The 17,438-nt window shown below is 37.4% G+C and carries 22 protein-coding genes; 9 read left to right on the forward strand and 13 right to left on the reverse strand.

The genetic code is table 11. From position 1 onward, the window contains the following. Nucleotides 1–132: 132 nt before the first annotated feature. The 5 genes from H0X48_02055 to H0X48_02075 all read left to right on the forward strand — a co-directional run bounded on the left by H0X48_02055 (nt 133) and on the right by H0X48_02075 (nt 4,442). Nucleotides 133–444 carry a hypothetical protein gene (locus tag H0X48_02055; protein MBA3954080.1) on the forward strand — a complete coding sequence of 104 codons (312 nt, stop codon included), beginning with the start codon at nt 133–135 and terminating at the stop codon, nt 442–444. 76 nt (nt 445–520) lie between these two features. After that, the gene (locus H0X48_02060; GenBank protein ID MBA3954081.1) at nt 521–928 is read left to right on the forward strand and encodes a hypothetical protein; all 408 of its coding nucleotides are present in this window, start codon (nt 521–523) and stop codon (nt 926–928) included. Nucleotides 929–978: 50 nt separating this feature from the next. Then, nucleotides 979–2,328 carry a hypothetical protein gene (locus H0X48_02065; GenBank protein ID MBA3954082.1) on the forward strand — a complete coding sequence of 450 codons (1,350 nt, stop codon included), beginning with the start codon at nt 979–981 and terminating at the stop codon, nt 2,326–2,328. A 10-nt stretch (nt 2,329–2,338) separates the two neighbouring features. Further along, on the forward strand, nt 2,339–3,931 hold the full coding sequence (locus H0X48_02070; GenBank protein MBA3954083.1) for a hypothetical protein: 1,593 nt from the start codon (nt 2,339–2,341) through the stop codon (nt 3,929–3,931). A 163-nt stretch (nt 3,932–4,094) separates the two neighbouring features. Next, on the forward strand, nt 4,095–4,442 hold the full coding sequence (locus H0X48_02075) for a hypothetical protein (protein ID MBA3954084.1): 348 nt from the start codon (nt 4,095–4,097) through the stop codon (nt 4,440–4,442). Between the two features lie 104 nt (nt 4,443–4,546). Here H0X48_02075 and H0X48_02080 read toward each other — a convergent pair whose 3' ends face one another. Beyond that, nucleotides 4,547–5,161 (reverse strand): thioredoxin family protein, encoded by a 615-nt coding sequence (locus H0X48_02080; GenBank protein ID MBA3954085.1) that lies wholly within the window; start codon nt 5,159–5,161, stop codon nt 4,547–4,549. A gap of 324 nt (nt 5,162–5,485) precedes the next feature. On the opposite strand from H0X48_02080, the gene H0X48_02085 reads away from it, so the two are divergent. Next, complete coding sequence (locus H0X48_02085) at nt 5,486–5,923, forward strand: AbrB/MazE/SpoVT family DNA-binding domain-containing protein (protein MBA3954086.1); 438 nt, start codon at nt 5,486–5,488, stop codon at nt 5,921–5,923. 79 nt (nt 5,924–6,002) lie between these two features. Here H0X48_02085 and H0X48_02090 read toward each other — a convergent pair whose 3' ends face one another. Then, nucleotides 6,003–6,566 carry a hypothetical protein gene (locus tag H0X48_02090; protein ID MBA3954087.1) on the reverse strand — a complete coding sequence of 188 codons (564 nt, stop codon included), beginning with the start codon at nt 6,564–6,566 and terminating at the stop codon, nt 6,003–6,005. A gap of 514 nt (nt 6,567–7,080) precedes the next feature. On the opposite strand from H0X48_02090, the gene H0X48_02095 reads away from it, so the two are divergent. Together H0X48_02095 and H0X48_02100 are read left to right on the forward strand one after the other, a co-directional pair. Continuing rightward, a complete protein-coding gene (locus tag H0X48_02095; protein MBA3954088.1) occupies nt 7,081–9,543 on the forward strand; it encodes a ribonucleoside-diphosphate reductase subunit alpha in 2,463 nt (820 codons plus the stop codon). A 30-nt stretch (nt 9,544–9,573) separates the two neighbouring features. Further along, nucleotides 9,574–10,581 (forward strand): ribonucleotide-diphosphate reductase subunit beta, encoded by a 1,008-nt coding sequence (locus H0X48_02100; protein MBA3954089.1) that lies wholly within the window; start codon nt 9,574–9,576, stop codon nt 10,579–10,581. A 121-nt stretch (nt 10,582–10,702) separates the two neighbouring features. Here H0X48_02100 and H0X48_02105 read toward each other — a convergent pair whose 3' ends face one another. The 11 genes from H0X48_02105 to H0X48_02155 form a co-directional block, all read right to left on the reverse strand. Beyond that, nucleotides 10,703–11,173, reverse strand: a complete 471-nt coding sequence (locus H0X48_02105; GenBank protein ID MBA3954090.1) for a hypothetical protein — start codon at nt 11,171–11,173, stop codon at nt 10,703–10,705. Between the two features lie 138 nt (nt 11,174–11,311). Next, a complete protein-coding gene (locus H0X48_02110; protein ID MBA3954091.1) occupies nt 11,312–12,130 on the reverse strand; it encodes a hypothetical protein in 819 nt (272 codons plus the stop codon). Between the two features lie 89 nt (nt 12,131–12,219). Continuing rightward, on the reverse strand, nt 12,220–13,563 hold the full coding sequence (locus H0X48_02115; GenBank protein ID MBA3954092.1) for a hypothetical protein: 1,344 nt from the start codon (nt 13,561–13,563) through the stop codon (nt 12,220–12,222). Between the two features lie 107 nt (nt 13,564–13,670). Continuing rightward, complete coding sequence (locus H0X48_02120; protein ID MBA3954093.1) at nt 13,671–14,096, reverse strand: hypothetical protein; 426 nt, start codon at nt 14,094–14,096, stop codon at nt 13,671–13,673. Between the two features lie 30 nt (nt 14,097–14,126). Then, the gene (locus H0X48_02125) at nt 14,127–14,330 is read right to left on the reverse strand and encodes a hypothetical protein (protein ID MBA3954094.1); all 204 of its coding nucleotides are present in this window, start codon (nt 14,328–14,330) and stop codon (nt 14,127–14,129) included. Nucleotides 14,331–14,341: 11 nt separating this feature from the next. After that, nucleotides 14,342–14,545: a hypothetical protein gene (locus tag H0X48_02130; GenBank protein ID MBA3954095.1), complete on the reverse strand. Its 204-nt coding sequence runs from the start codon at nt 14,543–14,545 to the stop codon at nt 14,342–14,344. A 43-nt stretch (nt 14,546–14,588) separates the two neighbouring features. After that, on the reverse strand, nt 14,589–14,948 hold the full coding sequence (locus H0X48_02135) for a hypothetical protein (GenBank protein ID MBA3954096.1): 360 nt from the start codon (nt 14,946–14,948) through the stop codon (nt 14,589–14,591). Between the two features lie 54 nt (nt 14,949–15,002). Then, on the reverse strand, nt 15,003–15,200 hold the full coding sequence (locus H0X48_02140; GenBank protein MBA3954097.1) for a hypothetical protein: 198 nt from the start codon (nt 15,198–15,200) through the stop codon (nt 15,003–15,005). Between the two features lie 169 nt (nt 15,201–15,369). Further along, nucleotides 15,370–15,807, reverse strand: a complete 438-nt coding sequence (locus tag H0X48_02145) for a hypothetical protein (protein MBA3954098.1) — start codon at nt 15,805–15,807, stop codon at nt 15,370–15,372. Between the two features lie 260 nt (nt 15,808–16,067). Further along, nucleotides 16,068–16,490 carry a thioredoxin family protein gene (locus tag H0X48_02150; GenBank protein ID MBA3954099.1) on the reverse strand — a complete coding sequence of 141 codons (423 nt, stop codon included), beginning with the start codon at nt 16,488–16,490 and terminating at the stop codon, nt 16,068–16,070. Next, a complete protein-coding gene (locus H0X48_02155) occupies nt 16,487–16,720 on the reverse strand; it encodes a hypothetical protein (GenBank protein MBA3954100.1) in 234 nt (77 codons plus the stop codon). Before H0X48_02155 ends, H0X48_02150 begins: the two co-directional genes overlap by 4 nt. 165 nt (nt 16,721–16,885) lie before the next feature. Between H0X48_02155 and H0X48_02160 the strand changes: the two genes are divergently transcribed. Next, a partial coding sequence (locus H0X48_02160) for a hypothetical protein (GenBank protein ID MBA3954101.1) occupies nt 16,886–17,438 on the forward strand: 553 nt, incomplete at its 3' end.

The following is a 17,438-nucleotide window of genomic DNA, read 5'->3' on the forward strand; positions in this document are numbered from 1 at the left end:
TTTTTGATTTTATTATAGATATTTTAATAAACAAGCTTTTTAGACTTGTATTGACTTGTATTGATAAAATAAATTAAAATTAATAATAGAAATATTTATATACTTTTATTATTTTAATTATTAGGAGATGTTATGAAGAAAAATCTACTTTTTTTAAGTTTTTTAAGTGTGGCCTTACTTGCTCAGATTAATTGTATGAATATAAATCTTGGTGCTACAGCCAAAAGTGCCCCAGTTGATGAATCAGCTGAAATTAAGGCTCCAAGTTTAAAACTTGATAAGACACCTGAAGCTCAAGAAGCTTTTGATAACGTTGAAAAAACACGCGCTGAGTTTTTAACAGTGATAAAAGCGCCTCGTTCTCAAACTAATTCTCAAGAAAACAGAAGAGAGAACTATAAAGCAGCTCAGAATAAGCTTCAAAAAGCCCTTAAGATTTATTAAGGCATATAAAAAAACAACAAATACCAGTAGCTCGATAAAAATATACAGTACCGATTATTTTAATTTAGGAGACACGATGAACAAAAAAATACTATTTACCATAAGCGCTTTAGGTTTTATGGGTCTTTGTAAAGCTGATGCTCGCTATATAAATACAACACCTTATCCTATACAAATTACAGCTACTTATACAGGATCATCAGGAGCCTTTAAAAGTGAAAAGGGTGCTCAGCAACTTGAGCCAGGTGAGAGTAAGCTTTTTAGAACGGGTGGTGATGTTATGACGTCAGTAAAGCTTGCAGTAGATTATTATGGAAATGGTACTTTTACTCCTGTTGAGACTAAAAAACCGTCATCCATTTTAGGCCTTAATTTTGGCTGGTGGGCACCACAATTAGTTGAAGCACATGCAGAGTATACAAAAGACGGATCAGTAAATGTTGTTTTAGATGTTCAGGCTGCTAGAAATATTTTACAAAACTAAAAAGTGCTCTCTCTTTAGTTTGTAACAATTACTGTAATGAAAGGTTTTTAATGAAAAAAAATATTCTTTTTTGTATGCTTATAGTTGCTAGCTTTATAGCCTGCACTCTACAAGCTACAAAAATTAACTTGATTGGTATAGGTAATTATTTTCAAGCTTTAAGTACTAATGCAGGGGCAGAGATGCCGGTAGTAACTATTGCTAAAGATCCAAATCAAATGGGCGTTCCTGTACCGGCAGTTCCGTTTCAGGGAGGTCTCTCTGTTAAAAACTTAGAACTTCCTGTGTATGTTAATGTTAAATATACTGACAAACCCCTTTATAAAATTACTTTGCAAGAAGAAGTAACCAATAAGCTTCCTTGCAGTCAATCGGCAACTGCTACAACAGTAGGTGCTACTGTTTCTCCAGGACAGGCTAACACGCAAAGAATATGTGTTCCTTTATCTGTAGGTGGTCTACCGACAAGTGTTACTCCTATTAAGTCAGGCGACTTTAACAATGTAGCTCTTTTACTTGGTCCTCTTACGACTGCTCAAGCAAAGGCTTCTGATCCAACAGGGGCAACTTCATTGCCTTTCAGTTTTGGTTTAATGGCTTGGACTTCGCTTAATGATATATGGAAAAATTCAAAGTTAAGTCAAACGCCTGATGGCAAAGCGATTAAATTTTCAAAGCCATTACGCGTATATCAAGGCTTTGCAGCTTTAGGGGGCGGTCCTATACCACGACAATACTTTAGTTCTATAGCACATATCTATAACGATAGTCCAAATACATTAGTAATTTCGCGCGATGCAGGTAAAGAGCCATTAAATATTTTTGATGTCACTCAAATTATTCCCCCTTACAGTATATTTCCTTATGCACTGCTTTGGATTCCTAAGGTTGCCAATGAAGCTCAACTTGCCTTACCACGCCACAGTGGTATTAGAATAGTAGCCTTAGTTAAAGGTGAAACGGCACAAGCACCAGATAGTATAGATCAATCAGAAATTGAAGATACAGACTCAAGTGACACTTCCACAGATTCATCAATTGACTATTTTGCAGATTACGACCAGTTAGCAAGTCAAGTTACTTCTCAAATAACGCCTAATGCAGGTAATTTGTTAGGTATAACTGATTGGACAACGCAAATTAAAAGCTCTTACAAAGACTTTAAACCTTCTAAGAATGTTAACTATTACTCTATTGCTACAACTGAAGATGAAAAAGCAACTTTTGTACAAAAATGTCCTTGGGGAAACAAAGTCTGTAAAACAGTAAGCGCTCTTACAACACCACTAGCGTATACTAAAACAGGTATACCAACGTTTTATAGCTTAGTGATCAAAGGTAACGAAAATACTCCGCTTACCACTTCTTTATACCCAATAACTTTAGAATCACCTAAATAAGGAAATACGTATGAACATAAAATTATTAGTGAGTGTGCTGAGTGTTTTTGGAAGTTTAGTGGTAGCTGCTGACAATAGAAAACCACTTGTGGTATCTTTTGTTACTGCTAAAACGGGCAACCAATACTCTGTAGTGCAAACCACTATTTATAAAGATGCAAACAAAGCAGATGGTGCGCCACCTATTGTTACTCGCGCTCAGCTTGGTATAGTAGGGGGTAAAACCCAACAATCAAAGCCATTAAATGCTCCGCTTGAAATACCTACAGCACCAGTAACTCTTAAAACTTATGGAGCTACGGCAATCTTAAACAAAGTCGGTACAGTAGTAAGTTCTGTAGGTGTTTCTTCCGCTCAGCCTGAGGTTGCTGCGGTAGGTACAGCTATCTCAGCTGCTTCTGTTATTGCTGACTATGCTGTTACTATTGCTGAAGACAAGTTAAGTGAAATGTACGGCAATCAGCAAATTAAAATTAATCTTTTAGAGATATTACCCATAGGCTTATATACTATCGATACAGAAACAAATAAAGTTAATGTTACCGATGAGTTTATAGCTTATATGCCTAAATACCAAAAAGCATTAAGTGATTATTTAGAAGCTTTTTCAAAATATCGTCAATATGAAATTGAATATACTAAAAGGTTTAGAGTTCGACAAGCAGAAGATCCTTCAGGGAACATTAGTCCCGATCTCTGGAAGAAATTGATTGCTATAGACACGCAAGTAGGCAAACCATTACTTGAAGATAAAAATAAAAAAGAAGTAGCATTTTCAAACATGAAGTCACCTTACCGCATTGCTGTTGTAATGAGTCCAAGCAACTCAGATAACAGATGTACTAGTGGCAGTGGTGCATTTGAATTTGATATAATTTATTATCTTGGTGCTCAGCAGACAAACCAAATTGCTGTTAAGTACTGTGTTCCTAGCGCTTCTAGCAATCAATTTATCTCAGTTGAAGTGGTTAAAAACGATATTCAACCAACACCCGGTACCTCACCTAGCGGTTACCAGCACTTCTTGCCAGGTGGTATAAGAATAAAAGCTGAATCACCACTTAATATAAGCTTCGCGCAAGCAACAGGTTCTGATCAAGGAAACTTAGCTGCAAGTCAAACAGAGGTATTTAACTGGTTTACTAAAATGCTTACTAATCAAAATGGCAATAACATAGCTCAATTTATGCTTCCTTTTGATTTATTTACGTTGCGTAAGCAAGTGCAAGAAGAGTATGATCAAAAACAAGATGCAAAAACCAAACAAATACTTGATAGTATAGATAAACTTACGCCGCAAATTCAATCGACAATAGGAGCATTTGATGCAGCGAAAAAAGCTCAAGCAGAAAAGCTCTTAGGAGATACAACTAAGACTGCTGATGAAACCACAGAGTCATCCAAAGAAGCTGCAGCTACAGAAGCTACAGCACAAGCTACTGGAGCACGACCTCCTGCAGAAACAACAAGTGTGTTAACAGATGTGGCAAAGAAACTAGGTACCGATACTGTAACTACCTTAGTAAAATCAGCAACCGATGCTATAACTAAGCAGCTTGCAGGTACTGATAAAGATAAACCTCAAACTGCACCAGCAGCATAATTATGAGTGGGGCACCCTATGAAAAGTGCCCCCTGAGACCAACTGGAGAGTACTAGGTTTGATGAAATTAAAATACATAAAACTATTGACTTTAAAACTCTAAATGTTTTATGATAACTAAAATATAGTAGTATCTATTATTAACTTTAAAAAGGAGAGCGTTATGGCACGTCAAGATAGAGACAGAGATTTTACAACAGATAATGACGTAAACGGTACTTTATACACATCAGACAGATCTGATAAAAGTACCAGAGATTATCGTGATACACGTGAAAACCGTGCAACAGCAGCTGAAACAAGAAACCTTATGCAAGATCTTGCATGGTTTATACCTTTAGCTCTAGCAGCAGTAGCTGGTTATTATTTATACCAAAACTACTATGCTACACCTGTTACACCAGTAGCAACTACCAACACAGCAACTGTTGATAGAGCAGCTACACCTGATAGAACAGCTACACCTGCAGCGGCAGCTGACAGAACAGCTACACCTGCTACAGCAGTTTAAAACTGGTATTTAAAAGTATTAAAAAAAGGGAAGCTTACGAGCTTCCCTTTTTTGCATGTCTATTTCTAAAATAATTTAGTTCTAAAATAATTTAGAAAATAATATTACGAGCGACGTAGTGCTGAAGTTTTAACAACTACAGGTCTTTGAGCCACTTTTATAGTTTTAGATTGTACTTGTTTTTGTGGTGCTTGTGCCATACGAGTACGACGTGCCTGTGGTTGCACAGCTTCTGCTTGGCGAGTTACCGGAGCTTGCTGACGAACACGGCGTTGTGGTAAACGAGCTTCTTGAGTTGCTGTAGTTCTATCAAGCATTTTTTGAAGTTCTGGCTGACTTAAACTGCCACGACTACGCTCTTCTCTTACTTCTTTGCCATTTTTATACACAACGGTTGTTGGATATGCTTGGATGCCAAGTTTTTTAACCAGAGGTTTAAGTGAAGGGTCTTTATCAAGATTTGCTTTTGCAAAACCTGCTTTATAGCCATTCTTGCGCGCTACTTCTTCAAATGCAGGCTGCATGTTTTGGCATGCGGTGCACCAGTCAGCGTAGTATACAACAACACAACAATCGTTGTTTTTAACAAATCTTTCATGATGAGACAAGTTGTCAAGTTCTTTATAAGACTTGGCAGACTCTCTAGGAGCAGCTTCTAAAACTGTTGCTGTCAACATAAGTAACGATGCAGCAATAAATGAACGGTTTAAAGTGATCATAACAATCCCTTTCAATAATAAGTAAAAATACGTTTACGCTTGTTACTTTACCACGACAGGGTGGGGTAAAGTCAAGTATACCTAATAATTTCAGGAGCATTGTTAGATTGTATTATACTTTGGATTAATAACAGTGATTTCAACTTATAATACTAATCTAACTGAATTTATCAAAAACCGCAAATGGGTCCTAACTGCTAGGGTGCATTGGCTGTATAATGGTAAGTTTAAAAAACAATCCCTATATCCTTTACTTTGTTATATCATTGTATATACTTAGTTATGTTAATATATATACAATGATAATATGATTGGGAGAAAAAGATGCTTAAAAAACTAGTTAAATATGGCAATAGTAACGCTATTATTTTAGATAAAGCTATTTTAGAGCTATTAGAAATAGCTGAAGGATCGTTGCTTAAGATCAAGACTGATGGTAAATCACTTATTATTACACTTGCTGCTGAATCTTCAGCAGAGACGATAAATCAACTACCTGCTCAAGATGATAATCAAATAGCACAGGCTAAAGATGTTAGCGCTATTGTGGCAAAATATGCTTCTGTCACGGAAAAATTAGGTGAGCTTTCGTGCAGCGAGGAATATAAGCGTAAGCTAGAATCGCTCGTTGAAGATTATAAAAATAATACAAGCTCACCTGAATATGCTCACGCTCTAGCTGAACTAACGTATAGCTATGTTCCTGAAGCTCGCAGAATGGATAGCGAGTTACTAGCTACAGAGCTCTATTATAAGTCTTAATTTTAGTTATATTTTCTATAAAAAGGCTCTGGATTGCATTCAGAGCCTTTTTATGTTTTGCTATCATAAACTAGTAATTTTAAGTTCTATGCTGTGCTCTTTTGCGTACTGGCTTTTTAGCTACAACTCTTTTTCTAACTGGTTTTGCAGGAGCTTTTTTAAGAGCGGCCGCTATTTTTTTAGTTATAGTTTTGGGTGCAGATGCTAGTGGGGTACCAAGTAAGCTGGTAAGCCGTGCATTAAATTGCTCTTTGGTTTTAAGGCCTACTTCTTTGTAGCACAGAGTTGGTATTCCTTGAATGCCAAACATATCAACTGGATCTTTCAGGTGCTCTTTAGTGACATCAATTGCTATAAATTCAGCTTTTCCTTTGTAATTTTGAGCGCCAGCTTCAAAGAGAGGTTTCATGCTGTTACAAGCACCACACCAAGGAGCATAAAACAGAAGAACCGTAGGTTTATTTGAATTTATAGCCTGTTGAAACTCATTAAGAGAATTGATCTCTTTGTAAGCTTTAGGCTGATTAACCTGAGTGGGTTTAGAGACAACCTTTTTAGCTTGTGGTTTACCCGCAGGTAAAACAGTTATGTATGGTAACAAACTTAATGCAAGTGTGCAAAGCACCGTTTTTTTTAAGACCATATGCTAGATCCCCCTCATAATTATAAACATGATACCTCTCTAAAGCATAGTCATAGTTAGTAGGGCTACGTCAAGAATAATTTTGCTTGGCTATTTCGCCTACATAAGCTCAAGTTGAGTATCTAGAGAGAGCATGCAATTATATGTTTGAAGATACGTGGCATTAGGACAGCTTATGGACAAGCACCTTGTTCAAAACAATCACAGCGTCGCTTTATTGCTCAACTATTATTTTTTGATTTATTGCATACTATAAACTATTTTTTATCTTAGATCGGTAAAAAATTAAGAGTTTGGTTTCTTTTAAAAAAAGTATAAATTTAATTGATTATAGGCAAGTAACCTGCTACATTAAAAACACTTGTTAATAAGCATGTTATTTTCTTATTGAAACTATAAGTAAAAAAATAAAAGATTAAAAAAGAGGGTTAATAATTTTAAGTTAAGACAGTGTGCAGTATAACGGTAGATAACTAATTTGCCAAGAGGCAATGTATGATGTACAAGGTGTGGTATGAATAACGAACAGAAAAGCGAGCGCGGTGATCATATGCAAAGTATGCGTAATACAGGGCTCTACTCAGTTACCAAGCGTAATGGTAAGCTTATGCCACTAGATCATGCTAAACTACGTCTAACGTTAGAGCGTGTTAGTAAAGGTTATACTGCATTATCAGTTGACGCTATTATAAAAGAGCTAGAAAAAAACATATTTGATGGTATTACAACACAAGACTTAGAAAAAACCTTGTTGTTATCAACGGTAGTATTTATCGAGCGCGATCCAGGATACGACGCTGTAGCAGCACGTCTCTTGCTACAGAAGTTACTTAAAGAAGTGTGTGGTAAATCAGTAGAAGACGTGGATCTTTCTCATGTCTATCAAGATGCTTTTATTAAAGGTATTACTCTGGGTGTGCAACGTTCTCTATTTGATGCACGTATGTTAGATTTTGACCTTGAACTTTTAGCACAAAATCTTGTTACTGAGCGAGATGAGCTTTTTGGTTACATGGGTCTTCAAACTCTTTATGAGCGGTATTTTGCTAAATATAATGGCTTACGCTTTGAGCTGCCTCAAACGTTTTGGATGCGTATTGCTATGGGGCTTGCTTTACAAGAACAAGATAAAAACGGTAAAGCTTTAGAGTTTTACGCAATATTATCAACTATGCGCTATACGCCATCTACTCCCACGCTTTTTCATGCAGGATTTCCTGTAGCACAATTAAGCTCTTGTTTTTTAACGACAGTAAACGACGATCTCGGGCACATCTTTAAGTGTATTGGTGACAACGCACAACTTGCCAAATGGGCTGGAGGTCTTGGCGGCGATTGGACAAACGTGCGTGCTACTGGTTCTTATATAAAAAGTATTAAAGCTACCAGTCAAGGCGTCATTCCTTTTTTAAAGATTGCTAATGATGTAGTTGTTGCTATTACACGTAGCGGTATACGCCGTGGTGGTACGTGTGTCTACTTAGAAACATGGCATCTTGATATAGAAGAGTTTTTAGATTTACGTCGTAATACCGGTGACGAACGTCGTCGTACTCATGATATGAACACTGCTCATTGGATACCAGATTTGTTTATGAAGCGTGTTTTAGAAGATAAAGAGTGGACATTATTCTCTCCTGAAGAGGTGCCTGACTTACATGATTTATACGGCAAAAAGTTTGAAGATGCTTATTGCGCTTATGAAGAAAAAGCACGTCTAGGCAAACTCAATCAGCATAAAAGTGTACCAGCTAAACAGCTTTGGCGTAAAATGCTTACACGTTTGTTTGAAACAGGTCATCCTTGGATAACATTTAAAGATCCTTGTAATGTGCGTTCGCCACAGGACCATGTAGGCGTAGTGCATAGCTCTAACTTATGTACCGAGATTACTCTTAACACATCACAAGAAGAAACAGCGGTATGCAATCTTGGTTCTCTTAACATTGGACGCCATATAGCTCATGGCCAATTAGACAACCCGTTACTTGAAGCTACAATCAAATCTGCTATTCGTATGCTTGATAACGTTATAGATCTTACGTTTTATTCAACCACAGAAGCACGTAACTCTAACTTAAAGCATCGACCTATAGGTTTAGGCCTCATGGGCTTTCAAGATGCTTTATTTAAACTTGATATACCTTTTATAGCATCCGAAGCATTAGAATTTGCCGATAAGCTTATGGAGACTATTTCTTATAATGCTATACAAGCATCAGCGCTGCTTGCTCAAGAGCGAGGTGCCTATGCAAGTTTTAAAGGTTCTAAATGGGATCGTGGTATTTTCCCTCTAGATACGGTAGATATGCTTCAGTCAGAGCGTGGTAGTGCCATAGAAGTGTCTCGTGCAGCTACTCTTGATTGGGATAGTCTTAAAGCATTTGTGCAAAAACAGGGCATGAGAAACTCAAACGTTATGGCTATAGCCCCAACGGCTACAATATCAACTATTACTGGTTGTTATCCGTGCATAGAGCCGATATACGAAAATATTTACGTTAAATCAAATGTAAGCGGCGAGTTTACTATTGTTAACAAGTATTTGGTTGAAGATCTTAAAAAGCATAATCTATGGAATAAGAATATGCTTGATCAGCTTAAATACCATGATGGTGATTTAGCTCTTATTAGCCAGATACCTCAAGAAATTAAGCGTAAGTATCAAACCTGTTTTGAGATTGATCCTGTTTGGCTGATTAAGTTAACTGCAGCTCGTGCTAAGTGGATAGATCAAAGTCAATCCCATAACGTTTTTATTAAAGGTGTATCAGGCTCTAAATTGCATGAAGTCTATGTAGCTGCATGGAAAATGGGTCTTAAAACTACCTATTATCTACGCACTTTGGGGGCAACGCAGATTGAAAAATCTACGCTTGATGCCAAAGAGTTTGGTTTTACCCAAATGCGCCAATATACAAGTGTATCTAAAGCATGTGGCCTTGATGCACCACCAGATTGTGAATCATGCCAATAATTAAAATTTAACGTATAAGAAAGATATACTATGGTACGACTCAAAAGACTTCTTAATAATGCCACCATGGATCCTAACAAGATTTTGCCTATGACTTATATGTTTGCTCGTCAAATGTATAAAGCGGGTATAGCAAATAATTGGACGCCTGAAGAAATTCCCATGCAACAAGATGTAGAGCAATGGAAATCAGCAACAGCATTAACACCAGCAGAAAAACGGTTAATACTCTGGAATCTTGGGTTTTTTGCTACAGCTGAATCACTAACAGCCAATAACATAGTGCTTGCAGTATATCGTCATATCACTAACCCTGAATGTCGTCAGTATTTGTTGCGTCAAGCATTTGAAGAGTCAATTCATACTGATACTTTTATTTATTGCTGTGATACTCTTGGTCTTGATCCAGAAGAAATATATTCAATGTACGAGACTATACCTTCCATAAAAGAAAAAGATGACTTTGTAGTGCAATTAACAGCATCGATTTTTGATCCTAATTTTACTACTGAAGGCACTGATAATATTCGTGCTTTTATTCATGACCTTATTGGTTACTATGTTATTATGGAAGGCATATTTTTCTATGCTGGTTTTGCCATGATACTTGCTCTCAAGCGTCAAAATAAAATGGTCGGGATAGGGCAACAATTTGAATATATCATGCGTGATGAAAGCGTTCATTTAGCTTTTGGCTGTGAACTTATTAATACCGTGCTTTCAGAACATCCAGAAATATGGACCCCGGAGTTTCAACAAGAAGTAGTAACACTTATCAAACATGCAGTAATGCTTGAACAACGTTACGCCTATGACGCATGTCCAGACGGTATACTCGGCATTAATGCACAGCAATTTTGTGATTATGTAGAATATATTGCCGATCGACGACTTGAGCGTCTTGGACTTCCTAAAGTATACTTTAAAGAAAATCCCTTATTATGGCTTTCTGAGTCAACCGATCTGCGCAAAGAAACCAACTTCTTTGAACGTAGGCCCACAGAATACCAAATGGGCGGATCTCTTGAATGGGATTAATTAACAAATATAACAAGTAACATTAAAGGGGCGCACCCCTTTAGATCCCCAGATAATAAAAGAGGCCGCATTACTATGCGGCCTCTTTTTTACCAATTACTTATTAACAGGTTAATAAGTTTTATGCTTTAGTATTCTGAGCTTGAGTACGAGCTGCTGGAGCTTGACGACGTACCATGCGGCCTTCAGATTTACCTGATGGATAAGTAACACTCGTACGAGCATGTTCAGCTTTTAATTTACCTAATTCATCACTGTTTTGGGTAAGTTCTTTTTCAAGTTCAGAAATACGAGCACCTAAGTTGTTGGGCGCTTGTGTATTTGCTGCTTTAGTTTTACCTGATGGGTAAGTTACGCTTGCACGAGCATGCTCAGTTTTTAATTTACCTAATTCATTAAGAAGTCTCATGTGCTCTTGTTCAAGTTCAGAAATACGAGCACCTGCATTACGTGGCCCCTCAGAACGTACAGCAGCTATCTTTTGTTTAAGGCTACGAGTTCCGTACTCAACTTTTTCTTGACGGTTTGCATCTAGAGCACACAGTGAGGAAGTTGCTAATGCCAACATGCTTAAGCTTAATAATATTTTCATACAATCTCCTTTTAATAGATATACAGTAAAACTATCTATTTACATTTCTGGCATAATTCATATAGTTTTGTAAAGCTTTTTGAAAAAAATATAAAAGGGTACCATACTATATAAGTTTTTATAAAAGTATTAAGTGTTTTATAAATTACTCGTTAAGTTTGTCGAATCTGCCTCAAGGCTTGAAAAACCTTCTTCTACGCTTGGATCTGCATCATCAATATAATCATCACTAGAAACTATCTCTTGCTCTGCGGCTATATCAGATATATCGCTATTAGGCTTATCTCCATTGCCTGCTTCTTCATCTAGAATGTCATCTTGGCTTTCTGCAAAATTGGCTGGCTCTTGTTGAGTCGGGCATACAGGACAAATACATGCCGGACACGCTGGGCATGCTAGTGCAGGAGAAGCAATTGGCGTAGCTTTTGGTGCTTGCTCAGTAGGGATATTTGTAGTTTGTGCAGGGGTTGAGATTGTAGTGTCTAGAGGAGTTAGAGCTGGTTGAACAGGTTGTTCTTGAGGCTGTTCTACTTGAGTACTCGTAGGTACAGCAGTAGTAACCGTAGTTGTAGTAGTTGTTGCTGTTGGTGCTGCCGCTAATGTTTCAGCACTAGCTCCCGGTTGTAGAACAGTTGAAGTAGGCTCGACTGGTGCCATAGGCAAGGGCGTACTTGTAGGGGGTGTAGCTGAAGCAGTTGGCGCAGTAGCTGTAGTTGGCACTACAACAGGAACTGCTACTGGTGTAGTTATTTGAGCAACTGGTTGGCTAGGAGCTTGTGTGGCCGGACTAGAAGCTACGCTTGGAGCTGGTGCTGCAAAAGAACTAGGCATAGGTGTGCTAGCTGTACTTTGAGTGCCGTTCGCCGTATTTGCTGTAGCTCCGGAACTTGTCATAGGTTTAAGCGACCCATGAAGTGAGCTTAAACCTACTACTATATATAATAGTTTATTTTTCATACATAACCTTTTTTAGTGCTCTATTAGTAAAAGGGGGAGATTTTTCTCCCCCTTTTACTAATAGAGCTTTTGTAAATACTTTTTCTTATTTAAGCTTTGCTTGTTGAGCGTGCTCTTGCTGATTTATTAGCTATTGATCTGCATTCTTGACCCCTACAGCGATGAGGAGCTAGGCCACCAAGACGTCCTGCACGTGCATGAGCCTTTGATTTGCCAGCATTGCCATTACTGGTTGTTGAAGAAGCAGATTTGCTTGTACCAGCAGATCTAGCGCTCGTTGTGTTTGCAGATTTGCGACGTGATGCTGTTGTTCCGCGGCTGCCTGAATTGGTTTCATTATCGTAACCAAACAAATTAGAAACTGTGTTTTTAGCTTTTTGAGCTACTGAAGAACCGCCTCGTGAATTAGCAGATTTGGCTCTTGAAGAAGTTGAGCGGCTGCCAGCTGTGCTTGCAGATTTACGACGTGATGCTGTTGTTCCACGGTTGCTGGAATTGGTATCGTTATCGTAACCAAATAAGTTTGAAGCTGCTTTTTTAGCTTTTTGAGCTACTGAAGAACTGCCTCGTGAGTTAGCAGATTTTGTAGTAGCTTTACCGCGAGTTGTAGCCGCTTTGCTTGTTGAGCCTGCTTTTTTAGCAGCTGTTGAACGAGCAGTTGTTTTGCTGCCAGCTTTAGCGCGTGAAGTTGTGCCACGTGTTGATGAACTACGATTATCGTTGTCATGAGTTCCAAACAAGTGTGAAAGACTTGCTAAAATGCCTTCGTTGTCATGATTATTTGAACGTGAAGAACCGCTTCTCTTTGATGCAGTAGCTTTTGTACGGCCTCTTGAACCACGGTTATATTCTTCGTCGCTTTGAAATAAGTGTGAAATTTTAGCTAATAAACCTTCGTTGTCATGATTGGTAGATTTATTTGATCTGCTGCTTGTGCTTCTTGCAGCGCGATTAGCATTGCTACTTTTTACATTAGCATTAGAGCCTGTGTATGGGTCATTATATGCTCTATTAGCTGAGTTTTTGCTTTTGCTTGCAGTTGAGCCAGCCGTTTTATTAGCTGAAGTTGAACGAGCTGAAGAAGCTGATTTAGTTTTGTTTGTTTTATTAGTAGCTGCAGTTGAGCCTGTTAAAGAAGCAGCTGCTTTATTACCACTTACTTTATTAGCTGAATTAGTGCGTAATGAAGTTGCTGCTGTTTTTGTTTGTTGGCCTTTTCCTGATTGCAAGGTTGCTTTATTAGCTGAATTTGAGCGAGCTGAAGAACTTGCAGCTTTATTGGTTGAGTTTGATTTTGCTGAAGCATTTGCAGCTTTAGTGCCATTTGATTTTGACGTAGTTTTATTTGAGCGTAAGCCTGAAATGTTTGCATTAGCTTTATTAGCTGATGAGCGTGATTTTGAGCTCGCGCTTTTTGTTGATTTTGTTACCATAGTATTCCTTTTTGTAAGTTTTTTAGAATCACTTTCATTACATATACAAATAATACAAATTTAGATGCCCACTAGCATAAGAGCTCTATGCTAGTGGATTTTTTAATTTATCGGTTTTTGCTGCTTGATGAACCTTCGCTGCACTCACTGCCGCGACACTCATGAGAAGCTTCTCCGCCTTTATGACTTGCTTCTTGACGGTTTACAGATCCGCTTTGGTTGCTTGATGATTGGCCAGCGCTAGCTTGGTTACGTGACTCTTGGTTTTGTGAGCCTTGACCAGCTTGTTTGCTTGATTCTTGTGAACCTTGGTTATGGCTAGCTTGGGTTTGTGATTTTTGATTTTGTGAGTTCTGTGAACCTTGACCAGCTTGGTTACGTGACTCTTGGTTTTGTGAACCCTGACCAGCTTGTTTGCTTGATTCTTGTGAACCTTGATTATGGCTAGCTTGGGTTTGTGATTTTTGATTTTGTGAGTTTTGTGACCCTTGGCCAGCTTGATTTTGGTTGTTTTTGTTGTTTGAATTTGCCATTGTGGCTCCTTTTTTTATGGTTAAATACTATTATTTGTTTCTACCAGCTGCTTCTAGAGCAGCTTCTTCTTGTAATTCTTTTTGAGTATGACGCGTACGTTTTTGTACCGTACCGTTATTTTGTCCATAGGTGCCTCGTTGTCTTGAAGGTCTCTTTTTGCCGCCAGGTATACTAGTGGTTAGACCTTCATGATAACTATCGTTAGCTCGATTATCACTTGCTGCTTTTGCCATACTATCTCCTATTACTCTAAGTCTTCTATATCATGACTTACATAATCTTCAGGTCCTTCAATTGACCGTTCAGTGATCGTCGTATCATCTATGCTTTCACTTAGTGATGGATACGTATCTTCAGGGCCTTGCCAACTACGAAGCGCTTTAGGTAGCAGAGCCAATGAGTTATCATAAAAGTTTGTTTTATCATTTGATAAAGATAAATTTTCCATGTATCTCCTTAGTTACTTTTCCTAAAGCGCGTCTTAATTACAATTAATTGCCAGAATTACTCTTTGATCCTGAACCCATTGAGCCAGTTGACCCCGAACCTGACTTCATACCAGAAGCGTTGTCTGAAGAACTAGCACCACGGCTGCCGGTTGAGCTATCAGAACCCATTGAGCCTGTTGCATTCTTGCTGGTTGAGCTATCAGAACCCATTGAACCTGTTGTATTCTTGCTGTTTGAAGAACCTTGGTTGCTTGAGCCGCTACCTTGACGGTTAGCATTTGAGTTTCCTGTTGAGTGTGAACCATATGATCCAGTTGATGAACTGTCTGATTGACGGTTAGAATCTGAACCTGTTTGGTTTTGAGCTTTGTTGCTGTTTGTGTTTTTGTTGTCGTTTGCCATTGTATCTCCTTAGTGTTTGTTTAGTATTGGTTATATTCAATTAATGTTCTTTAGTTAAAATTTAACACTGGCTGTATAACTATTGTCTCTGTCTTTTTCACCTTGAGAGCCATAAGCTCCTGTGATGCCGGTTTCCGTCTGCGGGTTATACACACCACCATTGTTATAGTAAGAGCTTCTCTCGCGATCATAATCGTAAGGTTGCTCTTTTGTTTGATCTTTTTTCTGTTTGTTCTTTTTTTCTGTTGCCATTATAAGCTCCTTTTAGGTATCATCTGCACAAACGGTGACTGTGTATACTCTTGTTAGCCTTTAAACATATCTATTTCAAATTTGAGCTCTCTTTTTCTCAGGCTCTATTTTATAATAGAAAATAATTTACATCAAAGTCAAGGATTTTTCTGTTCTATTTTAAAAATTACTACGTGGATTGCTCAATTATATGGTTTATAGCACGTGTAATAGTATCTTTTTTACTTTGAATAAAAGTCTGTTTTTCGGGTATAGATGCATTGTTAGTGTCAAGTTCATCACCATGAAATATAAGGTCTTGATCGACTACTTCAAATGCTGTATCAAATTTATTTTGTAAGTTAGCAAGATTGCTACGATATTCTAAGTCTCGTTCGTTGGCCATTTGTGAGCGACGTTCCGATCTAAGGGTATCAGTACTATTTTTAAGTAATGACTCAAGTGCGCGTATATGATCAGTAGATTTATTACGTAAATTACGGACGTAATCATAGTAACCCATTTTTATGGCAATATCGTTAGTAGTCGCTTGAGCTTGCACTTGTATTACAACCAAGCAAACCAGAAAAGTAATGAGATAGTAGTGGATATTCTTTTTAAAAGGCATACTATTTCTTTCTATTTATTATGTCTATTTTTAATTTTAATAATATCAATTAAGTAATTGACATTTCAATAGTTATTAAAAAAAATTATAAAAATAGAATAAAAAGGAACAGGGTGAAATAGCGTGGGTAATTAATAATTATCTTGCTGGTGATAGAGTATCTCTATGTATGAAGGTCCTAACTTTACAAGCATAAAAAGAGCAGGTATATACCTGCTCTTTCTTAGTATTAAAAATTACTAAATTTAAAGTTATGAGAGTTACATATGGAAGTAGTGACGTGCTTTGTTTTTTAACTCAGTACCCGTTTTAATGCCAACAATACGACCCTGTTCTTTGCCATGAGCATAATAAACAAAAGTAGGTACGGATTGAACATGAGCTTTATTGGCTACTGAACCAAATTTGTCTATGTCTACTTCTATACACTGTACTTTGCCGGTAAGTTCTTGTGCTACTTTACTAAAAATAGGCTTCATGCGTTTGCAAGGGCCACATTCGTTCATAAAGAATTTAACAAGAGTAAATTTTGCCGTAGAGTGTACTAATTGATCAAATGCTGCTTCAGGGGTTAAGCTGTGCAGTAATTCTTGTAATGGTGCTACTGCTTCTTGGCAAACAATATAAGCTGAACTTAAAACTAATGCCAAGGTAAAAGTTTTCTTTAAAAAATTAGTTATCATGGTGTTCCTTTAGTCTGTGTAGTTTTGGCTGTTTTTATACTCTTTTTGGTAGTTACAGCTTGAGGATCTTCTACGGTCTCTTTTGGTTTTGCTACGCGCGTTCTAGGTTTTTTTACTTTTTCTGGTTTGATGGTGCATGCGTTTGGTTTAAATTGAAAAGGATAAAAAACTGAAGTAAACAATGAGCTAAACCAAGCTGCAAAGTTTTTTAGTCTGTTTTTTTGTAGCATAATTGACGATCTCCCTAGATAAAGCTCTTTTAGTTACTTTAGAATTTTATTTTTTCTACGTCAAGATAACACTAAAACTCTTTTTCATATGTATATTTTTTCTGATTAATAGTAATCTTTACGGTGCAGTAGCTGCTCAACTTCATAAAAAAGGGCTTTTGTACTATGAAATCATTCTTATTTGATTATGTTGATACTTGCTTGGTTCCTCAAAAAACAATACAAGAGATAAGCGCACAATTATATGCTTATAGTCAAGAAGTAAAACAAGTGCTCACAACTAATCCACGTTACTCAACAGAGTATGCTGTGTTTGATTTGCCTTATGATGCTGAGTTGCTCTCTAGAGTTGAAAAACTTGCCACTAACATACAGCAGTTACAGCCAAAAATGGTTATTGTAATAGGTATTGGGGGCTCAAACTTAGGTACTGCAGCTGTATATCAAGCTCTCTATGGTACCTATTATAATGAACTTACTACTAATACTAAGCTTTATTGCGCTGACACTATTGATAATAGATTGTTAGAAAGCTTGTTACACCTTACGGAACGCGAGTTGCAGCAAAACAATACAGTAATACTCGTACTAGTAACCAAGTCAGGTAATACCACTGAAACGCTTGTTAATGGTGCTTTTTTTATTGAGCTCCTTAAAAAATATAAACCCCATAAGTATCAAGAATATATGGTGGTTATAACCGATTATGATTCACCTC

It is taken from the genome of Candidatus Dependentiae bacterium, from assembly GCA_013821315.1.
Taxonomy (GTDB): Bacteria; Babelota; Babeliae; order Babelales; family Babelaceae; genus JACDHA01.